The organism is Kaistella flava (ex Peng et al. 2021) (assembly GCF_015191005.1).
In the GTDB taxonomy this organism is placed as follows: Bacteria; Bacteroidota; Bacteroidia; order Flavobacteriales; family Weeksellaceae; genus Kaistella; species Kaistella flava.
Map to the genome: position 1 here is coordinate 1,286,338 of NZ_CP040442.1, position 26,676 is coordinate 1,313,013.

Annotated in this window: 22 protein-coding genes; 8 read left to right on the plus strand and 14 right to left on the minus strand. The window is 33.1% G+C overall.

The window, feature by feature from the left end:
* Positions 1 to 8: 8 nt before the first annotated feature.
* Both Q73A0000_RS05890 and Q73A0000_RS05895 read right to left on the minus strand, forming a co-directional pair.
* Positions 9 to 3,218 carry a SusC/RagA family TonB-linked outer membrane protein gene (locus Q73A0000_RS05890; protein ID WP_193813153.1) on the minus strand — a complete coding sequence of 1,070 codons (3,210 nt, stop codon included), beginning with the start codon at positions 3,216 to 3,218 and terminating at the stop codon, positions 9 to 11.
* A 6-nt stretch (positions 3,219 to 3,224) separates the two neighbouring features.
* Positions 3,225 to 4,523, minus strand: coding sequence for a TlpA family protein disulfide reductase (locus Q73A0000_RS05895; RefSeq protein ID WP_193813154.1), 1,299 nt, complete (start codon positions 4,521 to 4,523; stop codon positions 3,225 to 3,227).
* Positions 4,524 to 5,570: 1,047 nt separating this feature from the next.
* On the opposite strand from Q73A0000_RS05895, the gene Q73A0000_RS05900 reads away from it, so the two are divergent.
* Positions 5,571 to 5,936 (plus strand): helix-turn-helix transcriptional regulator, encoded by a 366-nt coding sequence (locus Q73A0000_RS05900; RefSeq protein ID WP_193813155.1) that lies wholly within the window; start codon positions 5,571 to 5,573, stop codon positions 5,934 to 5,936.
* A gap of 980 nt (positions 5,937 to 6,916) precedes the next feature.
* Here the strand turns inward: Q73A0000_RS05900 and Q73A0000_RS05905 are convergent.
* From Q73A0000_RS05905 to Q73A0000_RS05915, 3 genes are read right to left on the minus strand one after another with little or no spacing between them, the layout of a single operon-like run.
* Complete coding sequence (locus tag Q73A0000_RS05905; protein ID WP_208458805.1) at positions 6,917 to 7,333, minus strand: hypothetical protein; 417 nt, start codon at positions 7,331 to 7,333, stop codon at positions 6,917 to 6,919.
* Positions 7,314 to 7,829 carry a hypothetical protein gene (locus Q73A0000_RS05910; RefSeq protein ID WP_193813157.1) on the minus strand — a complete coding sequence of 172 codons (516 nt, stop codon included), beginning with the start codon at positions 7,827 to 7,829 and terminating at the stop codon, positions 7,314 to 7,316. Before Q73A0000_RS05910 ends, Q73A0000_RS05905 begins: the two co-directional genes overlap by 20 nt.
* Positions 7,822 to 8,418, minus strand: a complete 597-nt coding sequence (locus Q73A0000_RS05915; protein WP_193813158.1) for a hypothetical protein — start codon at positions 8,416 to 8,418, stop codon at positions 7,822 to 7,824. Before Q73A0000_RS05915 ends, Q73A0000_RS05910 begins: the two co-directional genes overlap by 8 nt.
* Positions 8,419 to 8,520: 102 nt before the next feature.
* Between Q73A0000_RS05915 and Q73A0000_RS05920 the strand changes: the two genes are divergently transcribed.
* Together Q73A0000_RS05920 and Q73A0000_RS05925 are read left to right on the plus strand one after the other, a co-directional pair.
* Complete coding sequence (locus tag Q73A0000_RS05920) at positions 8,521 to 9,705, plus strand: IS3 family transposase (RefSeq protein WP_193813159.1); 1,185 nt, start codon at positions 8,521 to 8,523, stop codon at positions 9,703 to 9,705.
* The gene (locus Q73A0000_RS05925; RefSeq protein WP_244140848.1) at positions 9,698 to 10,099 is read left to right on the plus strand and encodes an integrase core domain-containing protein; all 402 of its coding nucleotides are present in this window, start codon (positions 9,698 to 9,700) and stop codon (positions 10,097 to 10,099) included. The genes Q73A0000_RS05920 and Q73A0000_RS05925 overlap by 8 nt, the downstream gene beginning before the upstream one ends.
* 316 nt (positions 10,100 to 10,415) lie before the next feature.
* Here Q73A0000_RS05925 and Q73A0000_RS05930 read toward each other — a convergent pair whose 3' ends face one another.
* The 6 genes from Q73A0000_RS05930 to Q73A0000_RS05955 form a co-directional block, all read right to left on the minus strand.
* Entirely contained in the window at positions 10,416 to 14,789 is a 4,374-nt protein-coding gene (locus Q73A0000_RS05930) for an ATP-binding protein (protein WP_193813161.1), read from the minus strand.
* Positions 14,790 to 14,860: 71 nt separating this feature from the next.
* Entirely contained in the window at positions 14,861 to 16,924 is a 2,064-nt protein-coding gene (locus tag Q73A0000_RS05935) for a UvrD-helicase domain-containing protein (RefSeq protein WP_193813162.1), read from the minus strand.
* Entirely contained in the window at positions 16,914 to 18,734 is a 1,821-nt protein-coding gene (locus Q73A0000_RS05940) for an ATP-dependent nuclease (RefSeq protein WP_193813163.1), read from the minus strand. Before Q73A0000_RS05940 ends, Q73A0000_RS05935 begins: the two co-directional genes overlap by 11 nt.
* A gap of 188 nt (positions 18,735 to 18,922) precedes the next feature.
* Positions 18,923 to 19,603 carry a hypothetical protein gene (locus tag Q73A0000_RS05945; protein ID WP_193813164.1) on the minus strand — a complete coding sequence of 227 codons (681 nt, stop codon included), beginning with the start codon at positions 19,601 to 19,603 and terminating at the stop codon, positions 18,923 to 18,925.
* A 134-nt stretch (positions 19,604 to 19,737) separates the two neighbouring features.
* Positions 19,738 to 19,908, minus strand: a complete 171-nt coding sequence (locus tag Q73A0000_RS05950) for a hypothetical protein (RefSeq protein ID WP_193813165.1) — start codon at positions 19,906 to 19,908, stop codon at positions 19,738 to 19,740.
* A 29-nt stretch (positions 19,909 to 19,937) separates the two neighbouring features.
* Positions 19,938 to 20,240 carry a hypothetical protein gene (locus Q73A0000_RS05955; protein WP_193813166.1) on the minus strand — a complete coding sequence of 101 codons (303 nt, stop codon included), beginning with the start codon at positions 20,238 to 20,240 and terminating at the stop codon, positions 19,938 to 19,940.
* Between the two features lie 121 nt (positions 20,241 to 20,361).
* On the opposite strand from Q73A0000_RS05955, the gene Q73A0000_RS05960 reads away from it, so the two are divergent.
* Positions 20,362 to 20,703, plus strand: a complete 342-nt coding sequence (locus tag Q73A0000_RS05960) for a DUF2511 domain-containing protein (RefSeq protein ID WP_244140825.1) — start codon at positions 20,362 to 20,364, stop codon at positions 20,701 to 20,703.
* A gap of 115 nt (positions 20,704 to 20,818) precedes the next feature.
* On the opposite strand, the gene Q73A0000_RS05965 is transcribed toward Q73A0000_RS05960, so the two are convergent.
* Together Q73A0000_RS05965 and Q73A0000_RS05970 are read right to left on the minus strand one after the other, a co-directional pair.
* Positions 20,819 to 21,715, minus strand: coding sequence for an IS3 family transposase (locus Q73A0000_RS05965; RefSeq protein ID WP_193813168.1), 897 nt, complete (start codon positions 21,713 to 21,715; stop codon positions 20,819 to 20,821).
* Positions 21,716 to 21,738: 23 nt separating this feature from the next.
* The gene (locus Q73A0000_RS05970; RefSeq protein ID WP_193813076.1) at positions 21,739 to 22,005 is read right to left on the minus strand and encodes a transposase; all 267 of its coding nucleotides are present in this window, start codon (positions 22,003 to 22,005) and stop codon (positions 21,739 to 21,741) included.
* A gap of 302 nt (positions 22,006 to 22,307) precedes the next feature.
* Between Q73A0000_RS05970 and Q73A0000_RS05975 the strand changes: the two genes are divergently transcribed.
* Both Q73A0000_RS05975 and Q73A0000_RS05980 read left to right on the plus strand, forming a co-directional pair.
* Positions 22,308 to 22,529, plus strand: coding sequence for a hypothetical protein (locus Q73A0000_RS05975; protein WP_208458807.1), 222 nt, complete (start codon positions 22,308 to 22,310; stop codon positions 22,527 to 22,529).
* A 359-nt stretch (positions 22,530 to 22,888) separates the two neighbouring features.
* Positions 22,889 to 23,305 carry a hypothetical protein gene (locus Q73A0000_RS05980; RefSeq protein WP_193813169.1) on the plus strand — a complete coding sequence of 139 codons (417 nt, stop codon included), beginning with the start codon at positions 22,889 to 22,891 and terminating at the stop codon, positions 23,303 to 23,305.
* Between the two features lie 113 nt (positions 23,306 to 23,418).
* Here Q73A0000_RS05980 and Q73A0000_RS05985 read toward each other — a convergent pair whose 3' ends face one another.
* Positions 23,419 to 24,342 (minus strand): hypothetical protein, encoded by a 924-nt coding sequence (locus Q73A0000_RS05985; RefSeq protein WP_193813170.1) that lies wholly within the window; start codon positions 24,340 to 24,342, stop codon positions 23,419 to 23,421.
* Between the two features lie 383 nt (positions 24,343 to 24,725).
* Between Q73A0000_RS05985 and Q73A0000_RS05990 the strand changes: the two genes are divergently transcribed.
* Together Q73A0000_RS05990 and Q73A0000_RS05995 are read left to right on the plus strand one after the other, a co-directional pair.
* The gene (locus Q73A0000_RS05990; RefSeq protein WP_193813171.1) at positions 24,726 to 24,920 is read left to right on the plus strand and encodes a hypothetical protein; all 195 of its coding nucleotides are present in this window, start codon (positions 24,726 to 24,728) and stop codon (positions 24,918 to 24,920) included.
* 57 nt (positions 24,921 to 24,977) lie between these two features.
* Positions 24,978 to 26,666, plus strand: a complete 1,689-nt coding sequence (locus tag Q73A0000_RS05995) for a hypothetical protein (protein ID WP_193813172.1) — start codon at positions 24,978 to 24,980, stop codon at positions 26,664 to 26,666.
* Positions 26,667 to 26,676 lie beyond the last annotated feature (10 nt).

Below are 26,676 nucleotides of genomic sequence, written 5' to 3' on the forward strand. Positions count from 1 at the left end.
TCATTGTTTTAAAATTGGGCACGAAGCCCTAGTGTGTAAGTAGTGACAGGTTTCAGAGAGTAGGTTCCCCAGTTGTAATCGGGGTCTATACCAGATTTATTAGCCTTCCAGAGTATACCCAAATTACTGACGGAGCAGTAAAGCTGCAGATTTTTTAAGCGCGCATTTCGGAGAGCTTCCTCTTTAATCTGATACCCAATATTGAGGTATTGTAACCGGACATGATCTCCTTTTTCTACAAGGACTGCAGAGCCATTGTAAAAACTATCTCTTGCTGAATTTGTAGTAAAAGCAGCAGATGGAACGTCTGTGATCAGTTCATCACCCGGCTTTTGCCATCGCTTCGCATAATCGCTGTGCCCATCTCTTCCACTGATGAAGGAAGTATAGTTGATGGAATTTCGGCGGAACCAATATCCGAATTTATAGGTGATTCCTACATCGACACTGAACTGCTGAAATCTCATGGAATTGATTAGTGATCCGTAAGTGGTAGGTAGGGCTGAACCAAAGTACTGCAAATCTTCGATCCCTGTATCCGAAGCCAATATTTTGGTGTAGTCTTTGCTGATCTGCCCATTCAAATATCCTCTGGCTTCACCAGTATTAGGATCAAGACCCGCCCATTTATAGGCAAAAACCGAATAGACAGGAAATTCAATGATTCCAGATATAGGAGCTGTAGTCCCTGCGGCCGCAACGAAGTTGCTCGCAAACGTATTCGGAAGGTAATATTCGGTGACGTGGTCTTTATAGGAACTGAAATTGAGAATAGTATTCCATTTAAATGCTTTGTCTATATTCTTCGTATTCAAAACAATATCAATTCCGTTGCCGCTCATTCCCGCAACATTCCATAATAAAGTAGTGATGCCGGTGGTGTAGTCAATCGGAGCCCGCCCAAACAAATTGCTGCCTTTTTTAGTGTAATATTCAAGTGATCCTGAGATCCTATTGTTTTTGGTTTCGAAATCAATTCCTAAATTGATCATCCTAAGCATTTCCCAGCGCAGTTTGGGATTGAAATACTGATCAATCCTCGCCGTAGGTTCTCCGGTGTAAATTGATACATCAGTATCATAAGCAATTGTGGTAACAGCGACCATGGCTGGATCGATATTTCCACTATATCCAAAAGAGCCCCTCACTTTGACAACAGGAAGCCACGCCAATTGATAAAAGTTTTCATTAGAGATGTTCCATGCTGCTCCCGAGGACCAAAATGGATTCCACTGGTCATTAGTTTTCAGACCAAAGAGATTACTCGCATCCCTCCTCACACTTCCAGATACCGTATATCTTTTATCAAACGTATAGGCAGCATTGCCATAAAATGATAAAAAATTAAGATGGGTTTCACGTAGCGAATTATTTTTTGCAATGTAGATATTGGCTCCGCTTACAAAATCGGGATAGTTATGCGTATAATCTACAGCGGCAGTTGACATGTCATTTTGATTGTAGCCGTAGTATCGGTTCCCTTCATCTTTGGTAACCGTTGTTCGGCTTTCTCCTCCTGCAATGGCGGAAATTTGATGTTTCTTAAACGCAGCATTATAATTAAGCTGTCCCCGAAAATTGTCGATGCCCGTCTGCGTATTGCCTTTATCCAAAATACTTCCTTTTGGAATGATGAATTTGATGGTGCCATTAGTATTGCGCTGTGCAAAACTGTTGATCAGAAACCTTGTATTGTAACTTTGCTCATCATTATTATTAGAGCTTTGTCCGTTCAAACGCTGGTATTGATATTTCACATCTGCATCTAAACCTTTCAGCAATTTATAATTAATGCCGGCATTGAGGATGATCTCGTTCGTGGTATTTTTAGCCAAGGTATGCTGCCAGTCGGTGAGTGGATAATAATTCCAGTCAAGCAAACCTTGACCAATGAGACTGTTTTTATAATTTTGATCATAATCAGCATTCACTACTAATGGATTACCATTGCTATCCGCCATTTCTAAATAGGGAATTTTCCAGTTTCCTTTCATGGTGATACTGTTATAGGCACTTCTTCCGCTTTTAGAATCGGTATTGGAAAATTGCACTCCCGTAGTAAGGGTTAATTGATTAATAGGTTTCCAAACATTTTGGAATCGGGTATTCAACCTTTGGTACTTTTCACCCAAGCTTCCGGTATTGTCATCAAAACCAATGAAAGAGGTCCAGGAGAAATTAGGGAAACCGCCGGACACATTTATGGCGTATTGTCGGTTCTCCATCGGCAGATACATGTATTTCCGATATTGATCCCGCACGTCAACCGACCGAAGCCTGTCGATTTGCTTCATGGCTTCTGCGTGAGAAATCAGGCCTTTCTTTTCCCGGTTCAACAAATCTATTACTGGAGTCAATACCGGATGACTGGAAGAATTGATATCGCTATTGTAGTAGCCATTTTTAAAAAGCTGCATTTCTACATCAATAAAATCTGAACTCGAAATTTGCCTGCTGTAACTCAAATCTGGTTTGGAACTTAGGGTTGTATTGGAAGTAAATTCTACAGATAGCGGCTGATTGAATCGGGAGCCTTTGGTGGTAATCACGATAACGCCATTCGCTGCTTTGGCGCCCCAAATGCTGGATGCGGCAGCATCTTTTAATACGGTGATGCTCTCTACCATATTGGGATTGATCCGGCTGAGATCTCCTTCATACGGGAAATTATCCACAACAATCAAAGGACTTTTAGGTCCCTGCAGGGTGCTTAGTCCCCTAATCATCAACTGCCCTTTTCCAGTAAGTCCCGTACCCACCATCAGTCCGCTCGTAATAGCAGGAAGACGTTCCAAAATATTAGTAGTTACCTGCTGCTGCAATAACTTTTGGTTCACCGAAGAGAAAGATCCTGTTGCCCGTTCCTTCGGTATTTTCTGATACCCTGTAGAAAGGCTCACTTCTTCGATATCGATCATCTTTGGAGACAGGTAAATCTTAAGCAGTTGCTTCTGCGAGAGGTGGGCAGTGATTTCGCTTTTTTTGTATCCCGACCCGGAAAGAAGCAGGGGTACCGAGATCACTTTTGCTTCACCAAGTTTCAAGGAGAAACGTCCTTCATCATCGGTAAGAGTGACGAGCGGGGTCTCTGCAACTGCAATACGAATTCCAGCGATGGGTTTGTTCGTTACTGCATCCACTACCACTCCGGTCAGCTCTTGCTGCGCCAAGATCGTAATACTGCTACAGATCAATGGTATTAGTAAAAGTTTTTTCATAATATACTATGGTTTTAAGGGTTTTTTATCTTCAATGACCAAGACGTTCAAATCTCTTTCGGTCTCCTCTAACGCAAGATCATAGGCGGCAAGGTCTTTTTGCAAAGTTTTCAGGTCTTTTATGGCTGAAAAGCGCAAATCCACGTTTCCTTGATAACCAGTCTCATCGATTACCGGAAGGGCGGTAAAATCATTATTCGCATTCAGGGCGGATAACATAAAATCTAAAGTCGTGTTCTGCAGTACCGAGGGATTTTTCAGAAAAGTGTTAATCGATACGCCGCCTTTAGTCGCTATTTTATCTTGGGTTGAAGTGCGTTTCAACACCAAACACTTGGTCGGTTTTTTCTGAATGATCGCATGGTAGGCTGTATTTTCATTAACCATCCGCAACATTCTGCGGTACAGAGAATCCGATTCTGCTTTTGGAACGAGGTAATCCACCGAATATAATTGAGATTCATTTTCACTGTCGGGTGTAAAATCAATTTTTTCGCGATGTTCAACTAAATTATGTATTCGTTTTACATTCAGTTTCTCCCCATTTTGGTTAAAGAGCTCCTGCGCAATCGCTCTGTAAATCTCCAATAAAGAAAGGTTGGTAAATTGTCTTCCATAGGTTTTTCCCGCTTCCCTATGAAACTTAGTACCATAGCCTAACCCTCTTACCCTGCCTTTTCCAAAAAAAGTATAATGGTTGAGCGTAAATCCTTTTTCAAGATGGAGATTAGATGATATCATAAGCGGTCCATCATCATCACGCTGCACCACCGTTTGCAGTGAAGATCTTGAGTCATTGAGTACTTCCGCAATCGTTTTTTCACTTACCTGATCTCCATCCGTGGTATTCAGCAATTTTCCATTTTTGATCCAGACGATGAAGGGAACACCTGCATGGGGAAAAAGTGTCGTAAAAAGCTGATCATCTGTTACCGACACCATTCCTTTGAATCGTTGACCGTTTTTTGAAGCAAAGAATTTTTCCAGGGTAGCGCGATCCTGGCTGCTGACCGCAAGAATTTTGATGCGGTCTCCGTAGTGCTGCTGAAGGTTTTCCATTTTAGGAAATGCCTTCAGACAACTGCTGCACCACGTCGCCCAAAAATCGAGCAGAATGAGTTTGTCTTGATCTGCAGAAAGCGTCATCGTTTTCTGTGGCGCATTGACGACTTGTAAAGGAGTGCGCCATATTTTCTCGGGTAGGGCATCTCCGATTTTCAGAGGTTTCTGTTGGGCACCTGCATGCGAAAACAGGAGCATCATAAAGATCAGGGAAAGAATTTCCCTGCAAAACTTATTTTTCATAGTTTTGTAAAGGTTTTAGTTATACATTAATTAATTCTGTGCTCTTTCCTGTCGGGTCTGCAAACTTTAGGGAAAGGGCTTTCTTTTTTATAATTTTAAATTATTCGGAATGCTTTAGGGGAAAGCGTGTAGAAACTTATGAAGAAGTGTCACTCTCCCGCTAAAGACTATCCTTTAAAATAGTTGATATGAATGTCTTGTTCTTTTATGACTGTTATAAAAAAATATCATAGTTTCTATTATTTACCATTTTTCTGAACTGCACTTTTGTAGTGAAATTCTCAAACACTTTTCATGAACTCCTCATGAAGTATCCTAGGGGGAACCATGAAGCATCCGGGAAGGATCCTCGGGCATTTTTTTAGGTTGACCCGTCCTGAAATAGCTATACAGATTAACTCTTTTTGCTTGGCTCTTTTTTCTTTTGGCTTCAGCTTCGCTTAGTGACCAAAATTGATCGGATTGTCTTAGGGGAAAGTGTGTAGAAACGCTTTTGCAGTAGGGTCACTTTCCCGCTAAGGACCAATCCTTTAAGGAGCATTGATATGAATGTTTTTTTTATTAGATATTAGAGGTGAGACATGAGGTGTGAGATTTTAGAGGTGGAGTTTTTTCATGATTTGGGGCATGAAGGTTATTTTGTTTCAGTGTTTAAGAACCCAATTTCCCGCGAAGCAATTAAGCCGCAATGGTTGTGCACACCATTGTAAGTGTCGTAGATACTTTATATTGAAAAGCGGGCTTAGGGAATTGAGAATACTGGATACAAAAACAGCGTGGAACTCAACATATCCGACTTGAGGTACTGGTATACCGTGTACACAGATAAGTGAGCCCACGCTTTAGCGTGAGCTACTATACTTATCCTCTCGTGTACTAAAAATTACCAGTTTTCAAGTCGAGGTTCTAAGCAATAGCTTCTATTATTCTTTGAAGTATCGCAAAATTACATTTTTGAATGTAATCTTGAGACAAATATAATAAATATTTTCTATTCAATACATATTTGTATCGAATAATTTTATTAATAATCACAAATTTTACTGAATGCAAGAATTTAGTAATGAAGAAATTGATGCTTTAGGCTTACAAATCGGCTGTATAGTAAAAGTAGAAAGGTTAAGAAGAAGACTTTCACAAGATGATTTGGGTCTAATGTTTGAGTCCAATGGTACTACTATTGGTAGAATAGAAAGATATGAGAATTCTACTAGCTGGGCTAACTTGCTTAAAGTATGCCGATTATTAGAGTTAGATTTTCACGCCCTATTTATTTTACAACCCTTAGAATCAATTTTATCAATCATTAAAGAATGTTTAAGTCTTGAGAAAAAACTTACAGCCCAAAAAGAATTATATTATATGAATTTAGAATTTGCAGCGAAAGAAAAATTTTCAAAACTTAAATTCTGACGAGAATTGGAGTTCTTATTTATAAAAGGGTTAAAAGACCCTTTTTTTGGTTTTTATGGGAAAACGATTCCAATTGTTCATAACACAGCTTACGATGAGTTACGTGATGTGAGCCATTAATTGGTTCACGAAGTGGTTTAAGTACTTTAAAGATTCAATGGAAGATATAGCTTCTAAATTAGCAGAATTAGTCGCACCAGAAATAATATTAAATTAAAAAAAGTTCTGTACAATTATTGACGATAAAGAACTGTACATAATAACATAAGCTTTCGTTTTTTATGCAAGAAATGAAATGAAAAGCTAGCTATTATAGATAGCAAATCCTGATGGAAGTTGGAATTTCAAAATGTTAGTAAAAAATAATTATTATAATCTATAAAACTTAAAAACAAATTATGAGAAATAAATTGCTCCTATTATTAATAATTGTATCCAACTTTGTTTTTGCTCAAAACTGCGAAGAAATCAAAAAAGAAAATGATTATTTAAAACAAATCATTAATATAAACCATGATTGGGAATGAAAGGTAATGTTTAATTCCAAATATTAAAAAAATTTGGGATATTTCAAAAATACAGAAAAATGAAAACATCAATATGTAGATATTCTAATGTAAAACAAATCACCATTCGGAAGCAAAGTGCACCAATTATTCCAAAAAAAAGTGCACCAATTATTCCGAGATAAAGTGCAACACTTAAATGCATTATTTAAGAAAAAAGCGCGAATTATACTTTTTAATGACTCATTAAAAAAGAGTGACATTCCGACACAAAGTACACCACTGAGGTTCTCCTTGCCATAAGATAAGCCTTAAAAAAAGACCATGCCAGTAGAAATTTGAAAATCTTACTCAATCAATTTATGCTTATATTTGAAAAAAGGCTCAGATTATAAAAAACTCAAGTCTCAAACTTTTAAAATTACACACTTTGCGGGATAATGTCATTTTTATAAAAAATCCAAACTAAAAATATTAGTCAATCCTTTTAGGTAAATATTTAATTTCTTTTTCAGGAACTAAAAATTTAATATTATGATGTTGAAGTATAACTTTAGCAAATGTAAATTCTTTGGATTCAAAAGTCCGAGCCTTATGCCTTCCTGAATGATTAATCACATCGAGTTTATATGGTTTTGTTGCTGTTACTGCAACATATAAATTTTCACACTCTAAAATCGTATCAAGTTCTAAACCTGAAAACTCATTAACAATTGCTGCTCTAGGAGTAAGTTCTTTTAGAATTTTTGCCTCACTATTTCTAGAGCATTTATAAGAAAAACATTTTCCAATATTCGGAAGATCAATGAATGATCCAGGCATAATCTTTCTCGATATGACTTTAGCGGATAAGCATTCTATAGTAGAATTATTATGGACGAGTTTTATCATTTAAAATACATTTAGAATATTTTAGCGACAAAAAGTTCGAATCCATATTAGAACCCATAATTGAGAAAATTTCTAACAAATCATCTTCCTCGAAATCAACATCAATTTTAGATAAAACATTTATGAAACTATCAATCTTTGAGTGCGATAAATGGTTATGCTCAACTTTGATTAGGTATTCATCTTCCTTCGAGTCTAATTCATTATGAAACTCTTCTTCCGAAATATAGTCATTGGACAATTCATAAACTAGACTTAAATATTTCTTCTGTTTTATCAAATTACGAATAGCACTAATATAAATATTCTCTCTCTCAATATGCCCTATTAATAATTGATATGATGATGGTTCTGTCGTATTAAAGCTAAATGAATTAATTGATGTAAAACACATATCATTCTCTTCTGGTAATATAAATCCTGAGTTTAAATAGTTGTTATCACTGCTGTAAGAAGTTTTACTTATTACAATGTCAAAGTCTTTTATATCACTCATAAGCGCTTAATATTTTATTTGAATGCGACTCAAATTTCTCAAACTGCTGAATTGTTTCTTTATAATTATCCCAAAAATGATAATTGAAATTAAATTCTAAGGCTTCCTTTGTATTAGTGCCATCTTTAGCAACTAATTCGATTGGATTAATTCTTAATCTCACCTTGCTATTTTCAAAAGTAGAACTAATTGAATAGCCATAAGAACTTTCGCTTTCAGGAAAAAAATGATTTAATTTATTTTGTTCAAAAAAGAAATTTGCTTTGGAAAACTCCAAAAAATCATCAACAATCAAAAGCCATTTAAAATTAAAACCAAACAATGTCGCAGATAAATGAGATAAAAAACTATCTAATTTTAGTTCTTCAGAATTTAGTTTTTTCTTAAATGATATAATTATCCTATTAAATTTAATATCAATATTAAAATTTTCAGTCGATACAATAGAATTATCAGGCAAGAATATACTGTCTTCTAAGAAATCTTCTTCCTCTAGAATTTCATTTTTTATAAAGTATAATTTATCATATGCAGATGGTTTAAACTCGCCTGCTACAACAATATTTTTATCAATTAAAACTTTCTCCATTTTGATATCGGACGATTTTTAGAGATTTTATCTTAAATAATACTGTAATCTTCCCCAAAAACAGGAACGATTAAAAATATAGTTTTTAAATTTGGGAAGAATATGAAAAACAGTAAATTTTCAGAAGTTCAGATTATCAAGATTTTATCTGAACAAAATCAGGGAAAGACGGTGAATGAGATTTGCCGCAATCACGGAATAAGTCAGCCAACCTTTTACAATTGGAAGAGTAAATATGGTGGATTGGATGTTCAGCAACTTTCAAAGATGAAAGAGATGGAAAAGCAACTTTCGCAATATAAAAAGATTGTAGCTGAGCAAACTTTGGAGATTGTCGTTTTAAAAGATGTGATCGAAAAAGCTCTAACGCCTTGTGAGAAGCGTGAGTTGGTGGAATATTCGAAAGAGATCCATAACATGAGTTTGCGCAAGGCTTGTAAAGTGTTCAGTCTAAGAAGTTCAGTTTATTATTATCGTCAGGTATTTAAAAGTTCAGATGATGAGATCCGTGCAGAACTTATTTTAGTTGCGGATTCTAATCAAACGTGGGGGTTTTGGATGATGCACAATCGGTTGAAAAACTTAGGCTTTGGATGGAATCACAAAAGGGTTTACCGGATTTATAAGTCAATGAGATTAAATTTGCGAAGCAAAAGGAAGAAGCGGCTTCCAGCACGGATAAAACAACCACTGGTTCGCCCCATCTATCCGAACGTGACTTGGAGCATGGATTTTATGCACGACAGTTTGGAAAATGGCAAAAGCGTGAGAACCCTTAATATCATTGACGATTTTAACAGAGAGATTTTAAACATCACTATTGATAGCAGTTTGCCCTCGTCAAAAGTAATTTTTCAACTCGAACAATTAATTGAGTGGCGTGGAAAACCAGAAAAAATAAGAGTGGACAACGGACCGGAATTTATTGCAGAAAAAATGAAAGATTATTGCCGCAAAGAGAATATCGAACTGGGCTTCATTCAACCAGGGAAACCTACACAAAACTCATTGATTGAGAGGTTTAACAGAACGTTCCGGACAGAGTTTTTAAGTGTTTATCTCTTTGAGAACATCAGACAAATGAGAAATTATGCAGAAATATGGATGTGGATGTACAATAATGAGAGACCGCATAGTGCGTTACAATACCTTACACCACGGGATTTTTTATTGAAATATGGAAAACTCAATCAAAATAGCGCACATGAGTTTCCCACATTCCAACAAAATTTCAACAACGACAACAATAAAATATTAACAAAAAACTCTACTTTTGAGTGTGCCTAAAGAGGGGAAGATTACAAACGGACCGGAATTTATTGCAGAAAAAATGAAAGATTATTGCCGCAAAGAGAATATCGAACTGGGCTTCATTCAACCAGGGAAACCTACACAAAACTCATTGATTGAGAGGTTTAACAGAACGTTCCGGACAGAGTTTTTAAGTGTTTACCTCTTTGAGAACATCAGACAAATGAGAAATTATGCAGAAATATGGATGTGGATGTACAATAATGAGAGACCGCATAGTGCGTTACAATACCTTACACCACGGGATTTTTTATTGAAATATGGAAAACTCAATCAAAATAACGCAAATGAGTTTCCCACATTCCAACAAAATTTCAACAACGACAACAATAAAATATTAACAAAAAACTCTACTTTTGAGTGTGCCTAAAGAGGGGAAGATTACAATACTTGATGTATTGTAAGATCTTTAATTTACAAATATACAAAAACATTAACTTAATCGCTTAAGTGTACTAAAATAACCAATTTTGTTGAAATAGAAATTAAATTTTATTCTCCTGTGCAAATTTATTCTCGATGGACGACAAATTAATTCAAGCACGTTTTGTAAGACTCGATAATCCCGATTTACGAAGTCTCCTGAGATTGGAGGCATTTTTCCGAAATCTTCTGACTATGATTTATTTGAAAAAAACAAGAAATAACAGTTCAATTCCGGCACTGGTCATATAATCCATCATGAACTATTGTATTGTTTCAATCGCTTGATTAGCATTATTTCTTAAATGTCTATGTTTTAACATACCATCAAAAATATCCAAAGATTGATTAATTAAAGTTTTATTTTTAATTACTTCTGAAACTAATTTACTATAGATTGCAAGGATTAATTGGATTGGTTCTTTGTCATAATGACCACTATCTTGAATATCAGGTTTGTCTCTAAAATCTATTTTTTCAAGTAATTCTAAGCATTTTTCTGGATAATTTTTTGAACATGTTGAAAGGTATTGTAAAAAGTATCTTGGGTCTTTTCTACATAATACTGTTTTTGAGTATTCATTAAGGAATGGGAAAAAATATTGAAAATTTTCGGGTTTAAATTTTCTTAGAATCACACAAGAATATTCTCCTGCAAATTCTTTATCAGTTTCTGATAAAAACTCTGAAAGTATTTCGAGTGCTTTTACATTTATTACTCCAGTATCTTCATCTATCAGGAAATTTTCAGCAACATCTATTGCACATAGTTTTGCATCTTTACCTTTTTCGATAAATTTATTGTACCATTTTTTTTCATTATCTAAGCCTAAAATCCAGCTAGAAATCAATACATAATTTTGCTTGTATATTTCAGGACATTCAAAAACCCTTTCAAAATAACAATCCATTTCATCATGAAATCTATTATTAAAATACTGAGAAGGATTAATAGAATGTTTTAAAATTTTAGAATCTGAGGTATCAGTTAGCTTACTGAAAATCTTAAAAGCACTTATAATGTTTAAACGATTAAGATGTACTAAGTCATTAAGAATCATGATTTTTACAGAATCATTACAGCATGGTTTTTCAATCAACTTTTCAATTGTTGAAAAAATGATCTCTTCAAACTCTTTATTATAAAAACAATGAATTAATTCACTCAAAGCAGAACCTACAACTGAATTTACTGCATCATGTAATGGATAATTAGGATTGTGTTCTTTGTCTTTAGTAGGGTAATTAAGAGCTAAATCACTTAAATAAAGAACAATGTCCTTGTCGATATTCTTATTTTCAATAAAGTACCCAATATAATGGTTAACAATACTTCCATAATAACTATTAATAATATCAAGGGTAATTAATTGTTTGAATAGTTTCTTAACTTTATTAGGATTATAATTTCCATCAATTAATCCTCCTACTCCTCTTAAAATATATTTTTCTGAAATTTGTTTATCATTAAATAAACCTTCTATGAATTCGTAAAATTTACTTGGATTCTCTTTAACGATATTTTGAAACACTTTTGAATGCTCTTCAATATTACCGAATGCCCATCTATCTGACTTATAATTTTCATTGTACTTAATCATACTTTTCTTCCAATGTTTCAAAGTCATTTTTCTACAAGCTGATTCTGATAGAGGAGGACTTACAGAAGACCATGTAGCTCCAGAAGTATCAGTAGCTATTTTAGGATTTAGATCTCCAAATTTTCTATTAAGCTCTTTGTATGTTTTGAAGAGTAATTTGTTTTTTATTAGTTCATCAAAAGGAAGTGCTTTTATAAAGAGATATTTCTTTTTTCCAAACTCGTTTAAACTGATTCTTCTTTTTCCATTTTCATCTTTCCAAATCCAATAATCATATGTAGTTCTAAGATCCAATAAGATATTATCAATGAATTCTCTTTGTTCTTTTTCTAATAATTTATAAACATTACTAATTAAAATTCTGAGTTGAAGTTGCAAATCATCATCACTACCTCCAAATATATTTTTATAAGTAAGGATTTCAATCAATTCAAGAATTTCATTCCTATAAAAGGAATAGTTAAAATCTAATTTTTTTATAATCATTTTTAGTAATAGAGTATCATCGGAATTTTTATAATTCTGATAAAATTCTAAGAAAAAGGTTGTGTTACTATTTAGAATAAATACTTCCAAATAATCCTCTAATCCACGTTTTCCAGAATAAATTTGATGAGTGTCTTTATCATTTATTTTTGAACTTTTATAAAGTGGAGATTCAATTTTTCCATAATATAAATATGGTGTTTTTGTTTTATCAACTATCTCTTTATAGATAGAGAACAAATATTTAAAAGATTCTAATGGAGCAGTTTTACAAAAATCTTTGACAATTTCATTTAAAGAATGCTCAAATCTATAATTGAATTCAAACTTATCATAGAAATCAGCAACAGCAGTTCCTAACATTCCATAAGCAAATTCCTTATTATGTGGAAATATTTTTCTAAGAACTTCATAAAAATAATGATTATCTCTTTTTCCTTCTGATTCCTTTTGAAAAGGAATGTATTTTTCAAAATAAGGTATAAGGTCAGCGTCACTCCAATCATTAATATAGAAAAGTAAATTTGGAATAAAAAATTCTTTATTTTCAAAGTTTAGTAACTCAAGATGGTCAATGAGTTTTGTAGGGCTTTCATTTATGTTATTTACAAATACACTCCAATTGTAATCTGAATATTTCTTCTTTCTAAATTTATATTCCTCTTCAGTCTCGGTACCTATCTTTGTTTTACTAAAATAGTTTGACGGAATGTTTTCAGAAATAAAAAAGTTAACCCATCCAAATGAATGAATAGAACTTATAAATACATTCTCATAGTCATCATTTTCAAACAAAACCTCAAGAGCAAACTTTTTTTCTAATTCACAAGGATTCTTAATTCCACCTAGTAGACTAATTATTAATGATTTTATATGAAATCTATATTTATCTGATATTAAAATATTTTTAATTGTATTAATATACTTCTGAATATCAGACTCTCTTAAATATTCAACAATCATTTTAGTGATTGACCTAACATACAAGCTTTGTTCATTTTCAATAATGTAAGATTCAAGATTCCTATCATTATCAACAAAGTGTTTTGCGAATGCATATTCATAAAATGTTTGATGAAAGAATTGAATTTCTTTATCATATTCAATTAAGATACTATTTGAACTCAAATAACCTATTTCAGAAAAATAATCATCTTCGTAGATGTTTCCTACAGAAATTCTCTGTTCTTGATACATCCTCTGAACTATCTTATATATTAGTTCCTTTAGTTTAAATTCTTTCCGTGGAGAGATATATTTTTTCCATAAATGATCATATAAATCTTTTAATGTAGAAATTGAATCAATTTCACGCTTTGAATTACTATCATATATTCTACAAAAAATATCTAAATGATTAGGAGTTTTTAGTAGATGTAAAACTTTTTGTGAGGGATGTTTTATATTAAAAGTTGTAAGAATACTTTTAACTTCTTCCTCTGAAAAAAGATTGACTAATATTTTTTTATAGCTGTCAGAATTGTAAATACTTAATTCAGAATCATATTTTAAATCATATGATCTGGAAGAAATTATAATTCTAACATTTTGATAGGTTTGCAACTTCGAAATAAGTTTATTATAAGTTTCAATATATTCTCTACTCGAAGAAAGTGTAAGAGACATAGCATCAATTTGGTCAATTATAACAATTAGCTTTTCTCTTTTTCCTACAGTTTCTTTAATTAACTTGTCAAATGAAAGTAAATTATCAAATAACTTAGTTTCAAGTTCAACAATTGATTTACAATAGAACTTGTCTGCTTTTAGCCCTAAAACATTATACTTTTCTATGCTAAGCTTCTCATATAAATCTTTTAATATGGCAGATTTTCCCAATCCTTTTTCTCCTTTTAAAATCAAAACATTTTTTTGATTTGATGGTAGATCTTGAATTATCCAATTATATATAGATGTAACTTCACTTCTTACAATATGAGCATTGGTCTTATCTTCAATGTAATTTCTAACTTGCAATAATGCGTAGGAAGTACTTTTTAGAATGCTTCCAATATCAATTTGTGAATTTTCTCTAACTAATTTCTGATGAATTTCATCGATCTTTAGACTATCTTCTAATTCAAAAGACGTATTATATAGATTATGCTCTTTTATTAAATCAATTATCGCGTTACCATCTTTTAAAGAAATAAAGTTGCTCGGTAGCTGGTAGTTTTCTTCATTCTTTTTTTTCCAAGAACTCCACCATTTATTTTGTTGTAAGTCTAAAATATTTACAATGCATAAAGTCCAACTTTTAGTTTCAAATTCGTTAGATCCAATTGCTTTTTTAAATGATTCTCTAATTTGATTTTGTTGAGATTCTTCAATACCGTTAACAAAAAACTTACATTGAATTACATCAATAGGTTCTTCTCCTATCTCTCCAACAAAAACATCAATCCCTCCATCGCCGTGATTAACTCTTACAGTTCTTACCGTTTTTGTAGGATTTAATTTTCTAAATAATCCTTCACAGATGTTTTCGAATTTTATTCTAGCACTTTCAACGTCAAATTTTTGTACTAAAATTAACCAGTCTTTATTCATTTATTGTTTGCCTTTAAGGATAATTGATATGATATTTTATTTCAAAAATAAATATTAATAAGATTAGTACTTTATGGTGAGATAAATTCTATGTGCCAACCAGAGGCTTTATATTTTTCGATATCATTCTCAATATTTTGTTTTCGTACAGCAAAACATAAAAGATCTGTAGGTCTAGAAAAACCTACATACATCATTTTTAAAGTTTCATTTGATCTTGCTTTATTTAAATGAGAAAAATTCTGTTCCTGAAAAAACAATGGATTATTTCCTAAAACTTGTTGTCTTTTTCTAGTTTCTTTAATTATCTCAACATTCAATTTCACTGTTTCACTGTTATGATAATCAGTTTCTAAATACATAGTTGCACAGTGGGTTTGACCTTTAACTGAATGAATAGAGCCTAATTTAATTTGAATTTCATCTTTAGAATCTTCGGTGTCACCTAAGTCACATATAGGAACATAATCATATTCTTGATTTATGAAATTACTTGATTTTGAAACCGAGAAATTGGGAAACAATTCGCACAACTCATTTTTTACATAATTGGAATACTGAATAAATATCTCCTCATAATTTTTATTAACTACCACAGAATAGCACCAGTCAAATAATTTTTGATTGAAATCATGATAAGTTTGTTCACTATTATCTTTTAACCTTTGAATAAAACTTGATTTGCGAAAATGTTTTTTACTCTCTTCATCCATGTAAATATTTTCAATCCGAAGTATCCGTATAATTCCATTTAGCAAAGATTTTCTGATTGATTCAAATGTCTTTTTGTTATGATCAAACAAAAAGACATATTTTCTTAAACAGTCAAAATCTTCTTTTTTCTGTTTGCTTTCTTTAGAATATTCAGGAAATAATTTTCTTAAATGCCATTTATCTGAGTCTTCCTCTTTATCTGTTGTCCAAGCAACAATATGAAAACCCCTCGTGGTATTTTTTGGATTTTCCTCCAGCCCGTAATTCTTAATTAATGCAATAAACTTACTTTTTAATTTTTCCGCATCTGTTTCATCGTTATAGATTAATAAATATGGCGGTATTTGTTGATGTGCTGATATGCCGATAACTTTATACCCGTCATCTCTATCCATTACAAAGCCATCTACAAGATTAGCGATTATTGAGGTTAGTCTATGAGAGTTATTCAGACTAAAATTCTCTGTATATATTTTCGGTGATACTTCATGCCTAGTTTTCCAAATAGTATCACCTGAGTCAGAGACATTTGAATAAATTGCTTGATTTTTATCCCCAATTCTTTGAATTACAGTATCAGATTCTTGTGTAAAAAAAACATTTTCGATTAGGTTTACTTGATCCTGATCCAAATCTTGCATTTCATCAATAAAAACAAATTTGAATCTTTGCTGCAAAATAGATTTTATGCTCTGGGCATTTTCGAGTTTAAGATATCTTTTCGAAATATCAAAACTATCTTTATATGATAGTATACCTTGAGACAATAAGGCTATCTTCCAATTCTCTAATTCTACGTAGTAATTTTGATTAACACCAGTATATGCTATTTTAGTTGTTTTCCCAAGTTTTATTTTTCTACCTTCTAAATCAAATGAACACGACTTTAAAAATTCTAAAATATTATTTTCTTTTTCTTTAGATGTTCCATCAAAGTCTCTATTTGCTATACCAAATAATTTATTTTTAAGTGCTGGTGGATTTTTGTTATAATTTAAGATTCTGTAAAATTTTTCAACTTCATACAGATACATTTCATCATCATTTTTTCTAATGTAACTTCCATAAAGTTCAAAACAAGCTTGATTTGCAATAAATCTATTTGCAAAACTTTGAACGGTTCCAACAAAATTTGGATATGAAAAAAGCTGAGGACAAATTGGTTTTAAAACCTTTTCAATTTCTTCAATAGCATGATTAGTGTGGGCTAAGACAAGAATTCCTGCATCATTTTCAAGAGGCATCTGTTGAGCTATACAATATAATTTTGCTAAGAGTGCAGTCGTTTTACCACTTCCCGGAACCGCTAACAAATCAAGGGTGTTCATACAATTAATGAATTTCTTCCTTTCTTCATCAAACTGATCTCCATCAATTAAAACCTCTTCGGCCTTTCTAATGTCATCAGGATTAATTTCCATTTCCGCAAACGTGTTTGATAGCATTAATTATATACAATAGATATGGATCTCGTTCTATTTGGTCTTTTGTTACTACAATATCTTTTTCAATTAAGTCTGCTAGTTCATTTGCAACAGCAACTTTATCTATTGGTGTAGTTCCTTCTTTTTTGGATAGTTTTTTAATAAACTTTTCTTGAAATGTTACTTTAAAATTATCATCCTCACCTTTTTTAAATTCATCTGTTCCCGAGTGTACGTTGGCTATAGCATTTTTAAACAGATCCGATAAACACGATTTATATAAACACCATTCTAAAGTCCACTCTTTAGCAATTTGCAACGAAATACCAGTTTCGTTCAATTCGGTTTTTAAGATTTCGAGATTTCCCTGCTTCTTTTTAACTTTCTCACTTTCTTCATGTAATGGTTTAAAAATGCCGTTTTCATCTGATCTGTTATCTAAATCTGTAACAATCGAAATGGGTACACTCATTTTCTCTCCATCCTCTCTGAGAAAAATTTTTGCAAAGTGTAGATAAGCTATAGAAGCAACGTTAATTATTGATATTTCATTTTTAGTTAAATCAATGTCAATTTTTCTTGCTAGCACAGGAAGTAAAATTTCTTCTGACCAACCTTCCACAATTATATTACCCTTAGAAAAGAAAAGATTACTTTTTGTAACATCTAAAAAACGTTTTAAGTATTTATAACTCTCTTTATTGAGTTTGGTATGTTCTTGACCTAAGGGATAAACGTTATTATTTTTACAGATAATAATGTCTTCAAGGTCAGCTTGGGAAGTAATATTAGGACTATGCGTTGTAAGGATATACTGAATATCTGGCTCTTCTTTTAGTCTGTTTATTATTTTCAATTGAGCCTGAGGATGTAGATGCGCTTCTAATTCCTCGATCATACATAGCTTTAGTCCGTTCCAGTTTGCTTTTTTAAGATGCAATAATTCCGCTGCCATAAATAAACGATTCATTGTACCTAAGCCCAGATTATTGGAATCGACTATACCTAAAGATATTTTTTCTAGGATATTACTTATTTTTGTTGGACCTAGATCAAAAGAAGATTGAGAGTCATTACCGATGAAAGCAGACACAAAATCGTCAACCACGTTTTTAATGTTTACATTATAACCGCCTCCTTCTTCTTTAAATTTATCTCGGATGGTATGACTTGTTTTGTCAAATAACTCTTCAAATTCATGTAAACCGTTTGTTTGCTTAGTTTTGAATTCTTTATGCTCTTTTAAAATTTGAGATAATCGAGAATTTTTCTTAGCTGTCAATTCACTATCAGCATCCCTTAAAGCCTTTAAGTAGGTACACTTTAAATACTCTTTTGCTTCAGCTGTTAAGGTGTTACCGTGTCCATCCATGCCCGCTCTAATATCTGTAGGAATTATTTTACCTTCTCTTATTTGAACTTGATAAATCAGAAATAATTTGGGCCTTCGCTGAATCTGTATTTGATCAACTATTTTAACTTCCTCATTTTCTGAACCGCACCATTCCGTAAAATGTGCAGCTTCTCGATTTGTTATTCCGGAAAATTCAATTTCGATTCTCAATACTTCTGAGGTTTCATTTCCAACACTAAAAAAATCACTTTCCTCAACTTTTATCCATTCATATGCGTGTGTTTTTAAAACTAATTTAATTGCATCAATAATAGCAGATTTTCCTGAATCATTTTCTCCAATGAGTATATTCATTCCTTTGTTTAAAGGAACAATTAAATCAGGATTTTCTAAATCAAAAGTAAGAGATCCATACTTCCGGAAATTCCAAAGTTTTAGGCTAGATATGTACATAAATAAGTCTTCTGGTTATTAAGGAAAATTTAAGAATAAAATTTAACATACAAAACTTCTCTCCACAGATCTGCGAATTCTTTCTTGCGGCCACAGTCTAGAGAAACTTATGAGTCTGTTTAATTAGCACTTCATAATTAGTCTCTGAAAAAGAGAGTTTTCATTCTATTTCATTCCTAAAATTATCATTATAAAGTATTTGATATTTCTGTAAGTGTGGAAGTTAATTGTGAGGGTATCTGTCCATTTTGGACCATACTGTAACTTACACTGCTAGTAGAATACGCGTCAACAATCAAAATATTCTCTGGACACACTTCATAGATTTCGGAATAGTTAGAAGTTAGGAAATTATAAGCAAGTTCAGCAAAGATTCCAAGTTGAGATCGGCTGTATCCGTTCTTGATTGCTACAAACCATATAACTCCAACTTTGGTAAGTTCACTTTCTACAAAAGTAAAAGGGAGTGATATTTGAACTTTAATTTCAAAATTATTATGAACGATTATTTCACCTTTTTTAATGGTTTTCTTGAGAATTTCATAGTTCTCGGGAAAGAGGTCTCTGAAATTAAAATTTCTAAACGTGTTTAAAATTTCTAAATTTTTCTCATATTGCTTTATGGTTCTGCTATTTGTTGTCGTATTTTTGTTCCTTTCTATATCATTAATTTTCTGCACAATTTTTTCATTATTATTCTCTTTGCAAGATGCTACTATAGCCGAAATACCTCGAATCCAGTAATCACCACCACCTTTATCGCTTTCCTCTAATACAACGACAGGGAGCCTGAGCTTTAAAACGAAATTTTGCTTTTTTCTTTCACTGTAGTCTTTAAATTCAATCAGTTCTTTAATTTTTATTTTCATGTTTAAGTGTGTTTTATCATAAATATGCCTAAGCGGATAGTAATCCTAATTATATAATTTCGCTGCTTAAAAATTTTGATTACTTAGGAAACAAGTTTAATAAAGTCCTGCACTTCATCGATAATAATCACTTATTATTCAATCGCCTCGACTTCCCTCTCTAGCATTTCAATTTCAGGCTTTTCCTGAAAGTTTTCCCATTCGCGCTCCAGATTTATATTGTTCTTAATCGCTTCATTAATCACAAGACTTTCCTGATACTGTCTGGTTTCTGCAGTCATGGTCCATCTTACGATTGTGGCCAAATCATTCACCGCAGTTAACCGAATTGCTTTTATTTCAGAATTTCTATTCTAGATTTGAAGTGAGATAGCAACATTCTTTCTAAAAGCTGAAAAGCCCTCGAATCTGCAAATTCACTCGTTCCACTACTATGAAAATTGAATTCCAAAATACCTTTCAGATCATCAACTTTTGTTTCAAAATAAAAATGATTTCTATACTGCTCTCCTTTATGTGAAATAACTTTTGACTGATCATCAATTTCCCACGAGCGTATTTCATTATTGAATATTTTTTCTTCGATGCCTTTGCATAAATCTTCCGGTTCTCTAGTTGACAATTTTAAGGTTTTCATATTTAAATCAATTACAAAGTAAGAATTAGTTTATAAAAATACCATATTTAACAATAAGTCTATTGAGGTTTTCCGTAATTATCTAAAAAGATTAACTAATATATTTGAATAAAAAATTTTAATGATGAGAAAACTATACTTTTTAGGCATGATGTTCTTAGCATTATCATGTACCAATACAACACTAGATACTTTAAAATTTACGAAAAAGGAATTTGTGGGGAAATGGCCTTTTGCGGTAAATAAGATGGAAGTGTATTGTTCCGGATACGCCGAGATATATGGGAAAGCAAGCAATGGCAAAACCTATGCACTAAATGGTGCTGCAAAAGGCGCCTCACACGATAACCCTTCAATTAGTAAGGTGGAGGAAATATGGTTAGATGATCCTGATTGGGACGGATTAAAAATTTCTTATGGGGAGTTTATAAGTAAAGGGTTGGTAATTTGTGGGGATAAATAGATTATTCATAACTAAAAATTAAAAATTTTTTATTTAAACTAATAATTTTATATTTGAATATTAACAAAATAACCATGGAATTAATTAAACGAATCAAAGTGTAATCTTCCCCTCTTTAGGCACACTCAAAAGTAGAGTTTTTTGTTAATATTTTATTGTTGTCGTTGTTGAAATTTTGTTGGAATGTGGGAAACTCATGTGCGCTATTTTGATTGAGTTTTCCATATTTCAATAAAAAATCCCGTGGTGTAAGGTATTGTAACGCACTATGCGGTCTCTCATTATTGTACATCCACATCCATATTTCTGCATAATTTCTCATTTGTCTGATGTTCTCAAAGAGATAAACACTTAAAAACTCTGTCCGGAACGTTCTGTTAAACCTCTCAATCAATGAGTTTTGTGTAGGTTTCCCTGGTTGAATGAAGCCCAGTTCGATATTCTCTTTGCGGCAATAATCTTTCATTTTTTCTGCAATAAATTCCGGTCCGTTGTCCACTCTTATTTTTTCTGGTTTTCCACGCCACTCAATTAATTGTTCGAGTTGAAAAATTACTTTTGACGAGGGCAAACTGCTATCAATAGTGATGTTTAAAATCTCTCTGTTAAAATCGTCAATGATATTAAGGGTTCTCACGCTTTTGCCATTTTCCAAACTGTCGTGCATAAAATCCATGCTCCAAGTCACGTTCGGATAGATGGGGCGAACCAGTGGTTGTTTTATCCGTGCTGGAAGCCGCTTCTTCCTTTTGCTTCGCAAATTTAATCTCATTGACTTATAAATCCGGTAAACCCTTTTGTGATTCCATCCAAAGCCTAAGTTTTTCAACCGATTGTGCATCATCCAAAACCCCCACGTTTGATTAGAATCCGCAACTAAAATAAGTTCTGCACGGATCTCATCATCTGAACTTTTAAATACCTGACGATAATAATAAACTGAACTTCTTAGACTGAACACTTTACAAGCCTTGCGCAAACTCATGTTATGGATCTCTTTCGAATATTCCACCAACTCACGCTTCTCACAAGGCGTTAGAGCTTTTTTTCGATCACATCTTTTAAAACGACAATCTCCAAAGTTTGCTCAGCTACAATCTTTTTATATTGCGAAAGTTGCTTTTCCATCTCTTTCATCTTTGAAAGTTGCTGAACATCCAATCCACCATATTTACTCTTCCAATTGTAAAAGGTTGGCTGACTTATTCCGTGATTGCGGCAAATCTCATTCACCGTCTTTCCCTGATTTTGTTCAGATAAAATCTTGATAATCTGAACTTCTGAAAATTTACTGTTTTTCATATTCTTCCCAAATTTAAAAACTATATTTTTAATCGTTCCTGTTTTTGGGGAAGATTACAATAGCTGTATATAAGTCTTTCTAAAACTTTAACGATTGGCCCAACCTAATCTTTCTGTAACGCACTTTTATTAAGCGGTGTAAGAGATTCTTCCTAGTCTTAGTTTTTAAACTCCGCTCCATAAAAAAACAGGAGATCTGTTTTAATGATATTATTTTGATTAAATTTGTATAGTGAAACAAATTGTTAACATATCAACTATTTTTCCCAAATATCTTTTTGGGGATATGGATTTTTAGAAAATTGAGTCCTCAACAGGACCAAGATATTATTATTCCAAGGGCGATGTATGCAACCACCTGTGATTCATTTGAAGAGGATATTGAAAGGTTAGAAAGACTTTACACCAAAAAGGAAATTCTTGATCACCTTAAAAACACCAAAGAGTTGATTAGTAATGAAGTTTGTGCACTGGTTTCTAAAAGATATCACACTACTCCATTTGTAAGGTTCAAAAAGAGATGAGTACCGTAAGTGAAGAATTAAAAAAAACGATTCTTGAATTACAAAATTTTTCTTCTCTATTGAAGTTTGCTTTAGGTGAAGGCACTAATCTCGCCATTCGTTACCAGCATCGCATTTCCATTGATATCGACTTCATTTCTCCCCATATTATTAGAAAAAAAAGGTTTCGGAAAAATTATTTCTGAGTTGGAAGAACATTTTGGAAATAGGATAATGAAGTCAATTCTTATTAATGAAGATCTGGGCGAGCAATATTTATTTTTACGCACGTTTATTACTGCAGAAAGTGAAATGATAAAAGTCGAATTTCTGCAAAATATGAAATGCTTATTTGATCCCGAAATCGTTAACAAATTAGAATGCTTCACAAAAACGACATTGGTCTTTTCAAATTGATGAGTGCTACCAATCGCTTTGCGAAGAAAGATATTTATGATTTAGATTTTATTACCAATAAAATACCATTAACGGAGTTATACCATCAACTTTCGGAAAAAAGAAACCGATATCACTCGACTGAGCACCAATCTCTTTTTGATTTACATATTGAAAAACATGTTTTAGAACATCCTGATTTACTTTTGGAATTTGATGAACCTCAAAACTCCAAATCGCACCGCCCTACTCATTCGCACGACAGGATCGATATCGTTGAAGGCGGAAAAAGCTGGATAGAAGTGAGGTTGAGCTGGCGATTGAAAGTACGGAAATTATTTTCGGATTTAGGAAAAGATTTTCCTAATCCACAAGGGAGAATACGTAAATCTCCCAACTGATAACATACAATTAGTTAAAAAAAACAAAAATATTGTGCTACTATTCACTGATGGCTACATCGAAAATATGAACCAAACTAAAGAATTTACGCTTAGGACATAGAGGTATCATACTATTCGAGATGGTTCTCAACAATATGCTTCGTAATCGGTCTCAGCGTTTTACCGTTCACCGGATGAATACCATAATTGGTAAAATATTCAAGGGTATTGTTAGACTTGTCATACCAGACTTTTCCGAGCGCATTATCAACCGTTAAGGTATCCGGCAAATTGATTTTTTTCAGTTGCTTGTATTGTCCTTCATCCCATGCGATAATGGTGGCTCCTGCTATCTTTTCATCGCAGAAAACCGCTTCATAGTGGTCTTCTTTCCAGTACATACACTCCTTTTTCCGTTCCTGTGATGGTACTATTACAGTAGCGTAAGGTTTATTTTCAGCTGTGGTTGCTGCTGATATTAGTGTTTGGGGAATGGCTATGGGATTCTGAGGAATCTCTGTCTGCACAGGATTGCCCGTCCCTGATAGAGGCTGCGCTTTTTGCTGTTGAAAGTATCCTGATTGATTCGCAATAAAACCTCCCAATAACAAAAAGCCCACGATACCAAAACTGTTTTTATGATGCGCAATAAACTGTGGAAGCGTGAACACCGGTGAGTTAGTGATGTTAATTACAATATTGGAAAGCGTTTCGGAAAGCGTACTCACTTCATTTCCCCCATCTGAAATCGTAACCTGTAAGGGATGTTTTAGATGGGTCTCTTTCGCTATGGCTTTCCTTGAAAATTCTGAAAAGTTTTTAAAACCTAGATATACGCTTAAATGATCAAGCGTGATTTCATCGATTGCATAATCCATATGATTCACCACAAGACTTTTGTAATACCGCGCAAATGTTCGTTCATTTTTAGCATATCCGAACCTTTCTTCAAAATGCGCACTTAAATAAGAGGCCAGCGTCGTTATGCTTCCCTGAGGAAGCTCTGTTCTTGCATGATCAAACACCATTTTGAGAAGCGTACGTTTTTTTTCCATAGCGGTCAGGAGAAATATTTAAAATTATTGTCCAAAAATAGACAGTTTGATGTCTTAAAAAATAAGGTTTCCCATAAAACACAGCAGAATACCTGTCCGCCACCTGTCCCGCCACTGTCTTTCGAATTCATTACCGCAGCCGTTACTTTGTCCTAGAAATCAGTGATATAAAACACTAAAACAAAGTTACAAAACTGATTTTAAAAAGGCAGAAAAGGCAAAGGGTAAAACTGGTTTTGGGGAAGCGGAATTCCCCTTTGCTGATCACCTGCCGTACTTCCCTGAAAATTTTAAGAAGCGCTTCTTATTCTAAAATCGTGCAACACCACTCGCAATCAGTTTTGCGAGGAAGAGCACCAATGTCAATTTTTAATTTGAAAACGATGATACAATTCTTATTAATGCTACTAGGTTTAGCATGGGGAAATCATAATGGAAATACTAGTGGTTACAAAAATTCAAACAATGTAGGAAACCAAACTACCACTCAGGTTGCAGGACTTGAGGAAGGTCTAGACACTGGAGGGGACAAACCACATGGACCAATTGGGGGAAATACTGGACAGACCCCACCATAACCCTAATAACTACATTATTAAGAGGCAGATACGAGATATCTGCCTTTTTTCATTATTTTGCATGAAAAATTATATATGTTCAGAATTATATTAATTCTAATCGTTTTTATTGTCTACTCCTGCGAAAAACAAGATCCTGTAAATAAAGATCCTTCAGTCAATAATAAGAATCACAACAAAGCCAATTTATTTAGAAGTGAACAGCTTTCCGATTCTGCATTTTATTATTATAGTATAGCAAAGGATGAATATTTATTAAAAAACGATTCTATAAAAGCCGCTCAAGCTTTGATCAACATGGCAATTATACAGTGTGATAACGGAGATTATTTTGGAAGTATTGAAACATCTCTCGAAGCCGACACACTATTGGTTAATAAAAATGAGAGTATTCCTAAAGGCTTTTTAGCTGCAAATTATAATAATCTTGCCATTGCATCAACTAAACTTAAAAACTTTGATCATGCTGAGAATTTTTACAACCTGGCTTTAAAAAATGTGACTGATCCTGAAAATAAATATGTTTATTATAATAATATTGGGGATGTATTAATAACGAGAGGTGACTTTAAAAATGCTATTCGGAATTTGCAGATGGCGCTTCACGTAAAAGATAGCATAAGTTATGCAAGAGCTTTAAATAATTGGGCTTATGCAAATCATTTTAGTGATAAGAGTTTTAATCCTATACCCTATTACTATAAAGCATTAAAAATCAGACTAAAAGACGGTAATAAACACGGCTTAAATTCAAGTTATATCAATCTGTGTGATTACTACGCTGATAAAGATCCCACCATCTCTTTACAGTTCGCAAAACAAATGAAACAGACGGCGGTAGAAGCCAATAGCACTCCGGATATTCTGGAGGCCATTAAGAGAATAATTATTTTGAATAAAAATAATTACTTGGAAAATTTTCAGAATTACAATACCCTCAGTGATGAAATTCAACTTGAAAGTAGCAAAGCCAAAAACCAGTTTGCTTTGATACGGTACGGGGTAGAAAAAAGCAGAGCCGAAAATAGTATTTTAAAAGTAGAAAAACTGGAATCTCAGAAGAAACAGATTTACTTGGCGATTTTAGTGTTAGGACTGATCATGATGATGATAACTGGTATAATATCTTCTAAGAAAAGACAAAAAAGGCTGCAACAGGAAAAAGACCTGGAAGTAAAAAAAACGGAGTTACAATACTCGAAAAAAGTTCATGACGTAGTGGCCAATGGTATTTATCAGCTGATGACCAAATTAGAACACGATTTGGATATCAGCAGAGATGAAACGCTTGATGATTTGGAATACGTCTACGATAGATCCCGAAACATATCGTATGATGCTATTGAGTCACATGAGAGCCCGGAAAATTTCAGTGAAAAAATCAGAAAATTAATAGGGTATTTTAACACCCCCAACGTACAGACATTTATTGCAGGAAATGACCCATCGGTTTGGGAAGGGGTCAGCCACTTTAAAAAAGGGGAAGTCTATCAAATATTGAGAGAAATGCTGATTAATATGAAAAAACACAGTCGTGCAGATCGGGTAACGATCATATTTGAAAGAATAGAAGACAGCATTACAGTAGTCTACAGAGATACAGGGATAGGAATAAAAAAAGAAACTATTTTTAAAAACGGAATGCGAAATATGGAATCCCGTATTGTAAATCTAGAGGGAGTGATTATTTTTGACACAGAATTAGAAAAAGGATTAAAAATAGATTTCTCTTTTTCTGGCTTATAAATAAGAATTA

Bases quoted from the DNA above. Each gene is read 5' to 3' on its own strand.
- Q73A0000_RS05890 (WP_193813153.1), bottom strand. From the start codon at position 3,218: ATGAAAAAACTTTTACTAATACCATTGATCTGTAGCAGTATTACGATC.
- Q73A0000_RS05895 (WP_193813154.1), bottom strand. From the start codon at position 4,523: ATGAAAAATAAGTTTTGCAGGGAAATTCTTTCCCTGATCTTTATGATG.
- Q73A0000_RS05900 (WP_193813155.1), top strand. From the start codon at position 5,571: ATGCAAGAATTTAGTAATGAAGAAATTGATGCTTTAGGCTTACAAATC.
- Q73A0000_RS05905 (WP_208458805.1), bottom strand. From the start codon at position 7,333: ATGATAAAACTCGTCCATAATAATTCTACTATAGAATGCTTATCCGCT.
- Q73A0000_RS05910 (WP_193813157.1), bottom strand. From the start codon at position 7,829: ATGAGTGATATAAAAGACTTTGACATTGTAATAAGTAAAACTTCTTAC.
- Q73A0000_RS05915 (WP_193813158.1), bottom strand. From the start codon at position 8,418: ATGGAGAAAGTTTTAATTGATAAAAATATTGTTGTAGCAGGCGAGTTT.
- Q73A0000_RS05920 (WP_193813159.1), top strand. From the start codon at position 8,521: ATGAAAAACAGTAAATTTTCAGAAGTTCAGATTATCAAGATTTTATCT.
- Q73A0000_RS05930 (WP_193813161.1), bottom strand. From the start codon at position 14,789: ATGAATAAAGACTGGTTAATTTTAGTACAAAAATTTGACGTTGAAAGT.
- Q73A0000_RS05935 (WP_193813162.1), bottom strand. From the start codon at position 16,924: ATGGAAATTAATCCTGATGACATTAGAAAGGCCGAAGAGGTTTTAATT.
- Q73A0000_RS05940 (WP_193813163.1), bottom strand. From the start codon at position 18,734: ATGTACATATCTAGCCTAAAACTTTGGAATTTCCGGAAGTATGGATCT.
- Q73A0000_RS05945 (WP_193813164.1), bottom strand. From the start codon at position 19,603: ATGAAAATAAAAATTAAAGAACTGATTGAATTTAAAGACTACAGTGAA.
- Q73A0000_RS05955 (WP_193813166.1), bottom strand. From the start codon at position 20,240: ATGAAAACCTTAAAATTGTCAACTAGAGAACCGGAAGATTTATGCAAA.
- Q73A0000_RS05960 (WP_244140825.1), top strand. From the start codon at position 20,362: ATGATGAGAAAACTATACTTTTTAGGCATGATGTTCTTAGCATTATCA.
- Q73A0000_RS05970 (WP_193813076.1), bottom strand. From the start codon at position 22,005: ATGAAAAACAGTAAATTTTCAGAAGTTCAGATTATCAAGATTTTATCT.
- Q73A0000_RS05980 (WP_193813169.1), top strand. From the start codon at position 22,889: ATGCTTCACAAAAACGACATTGGTCTTTTCAAATTGATGAGTGCTACC.
- Q73A0000_RS05985 (WP_193813170.1), bottom strand. From the start codon at position 24,342: ATGGAAAAAAAACGTACGCTTCTCAAAATGGTGTTTGATCATGCAAGA.
- Q73A0000_RS05990 (WP_193813171.1), top strand. From the start codon at position 24,726: ATGATACAATTCTTATTAATGCTACTAGGTTTAGCATGGGGAAATCAT.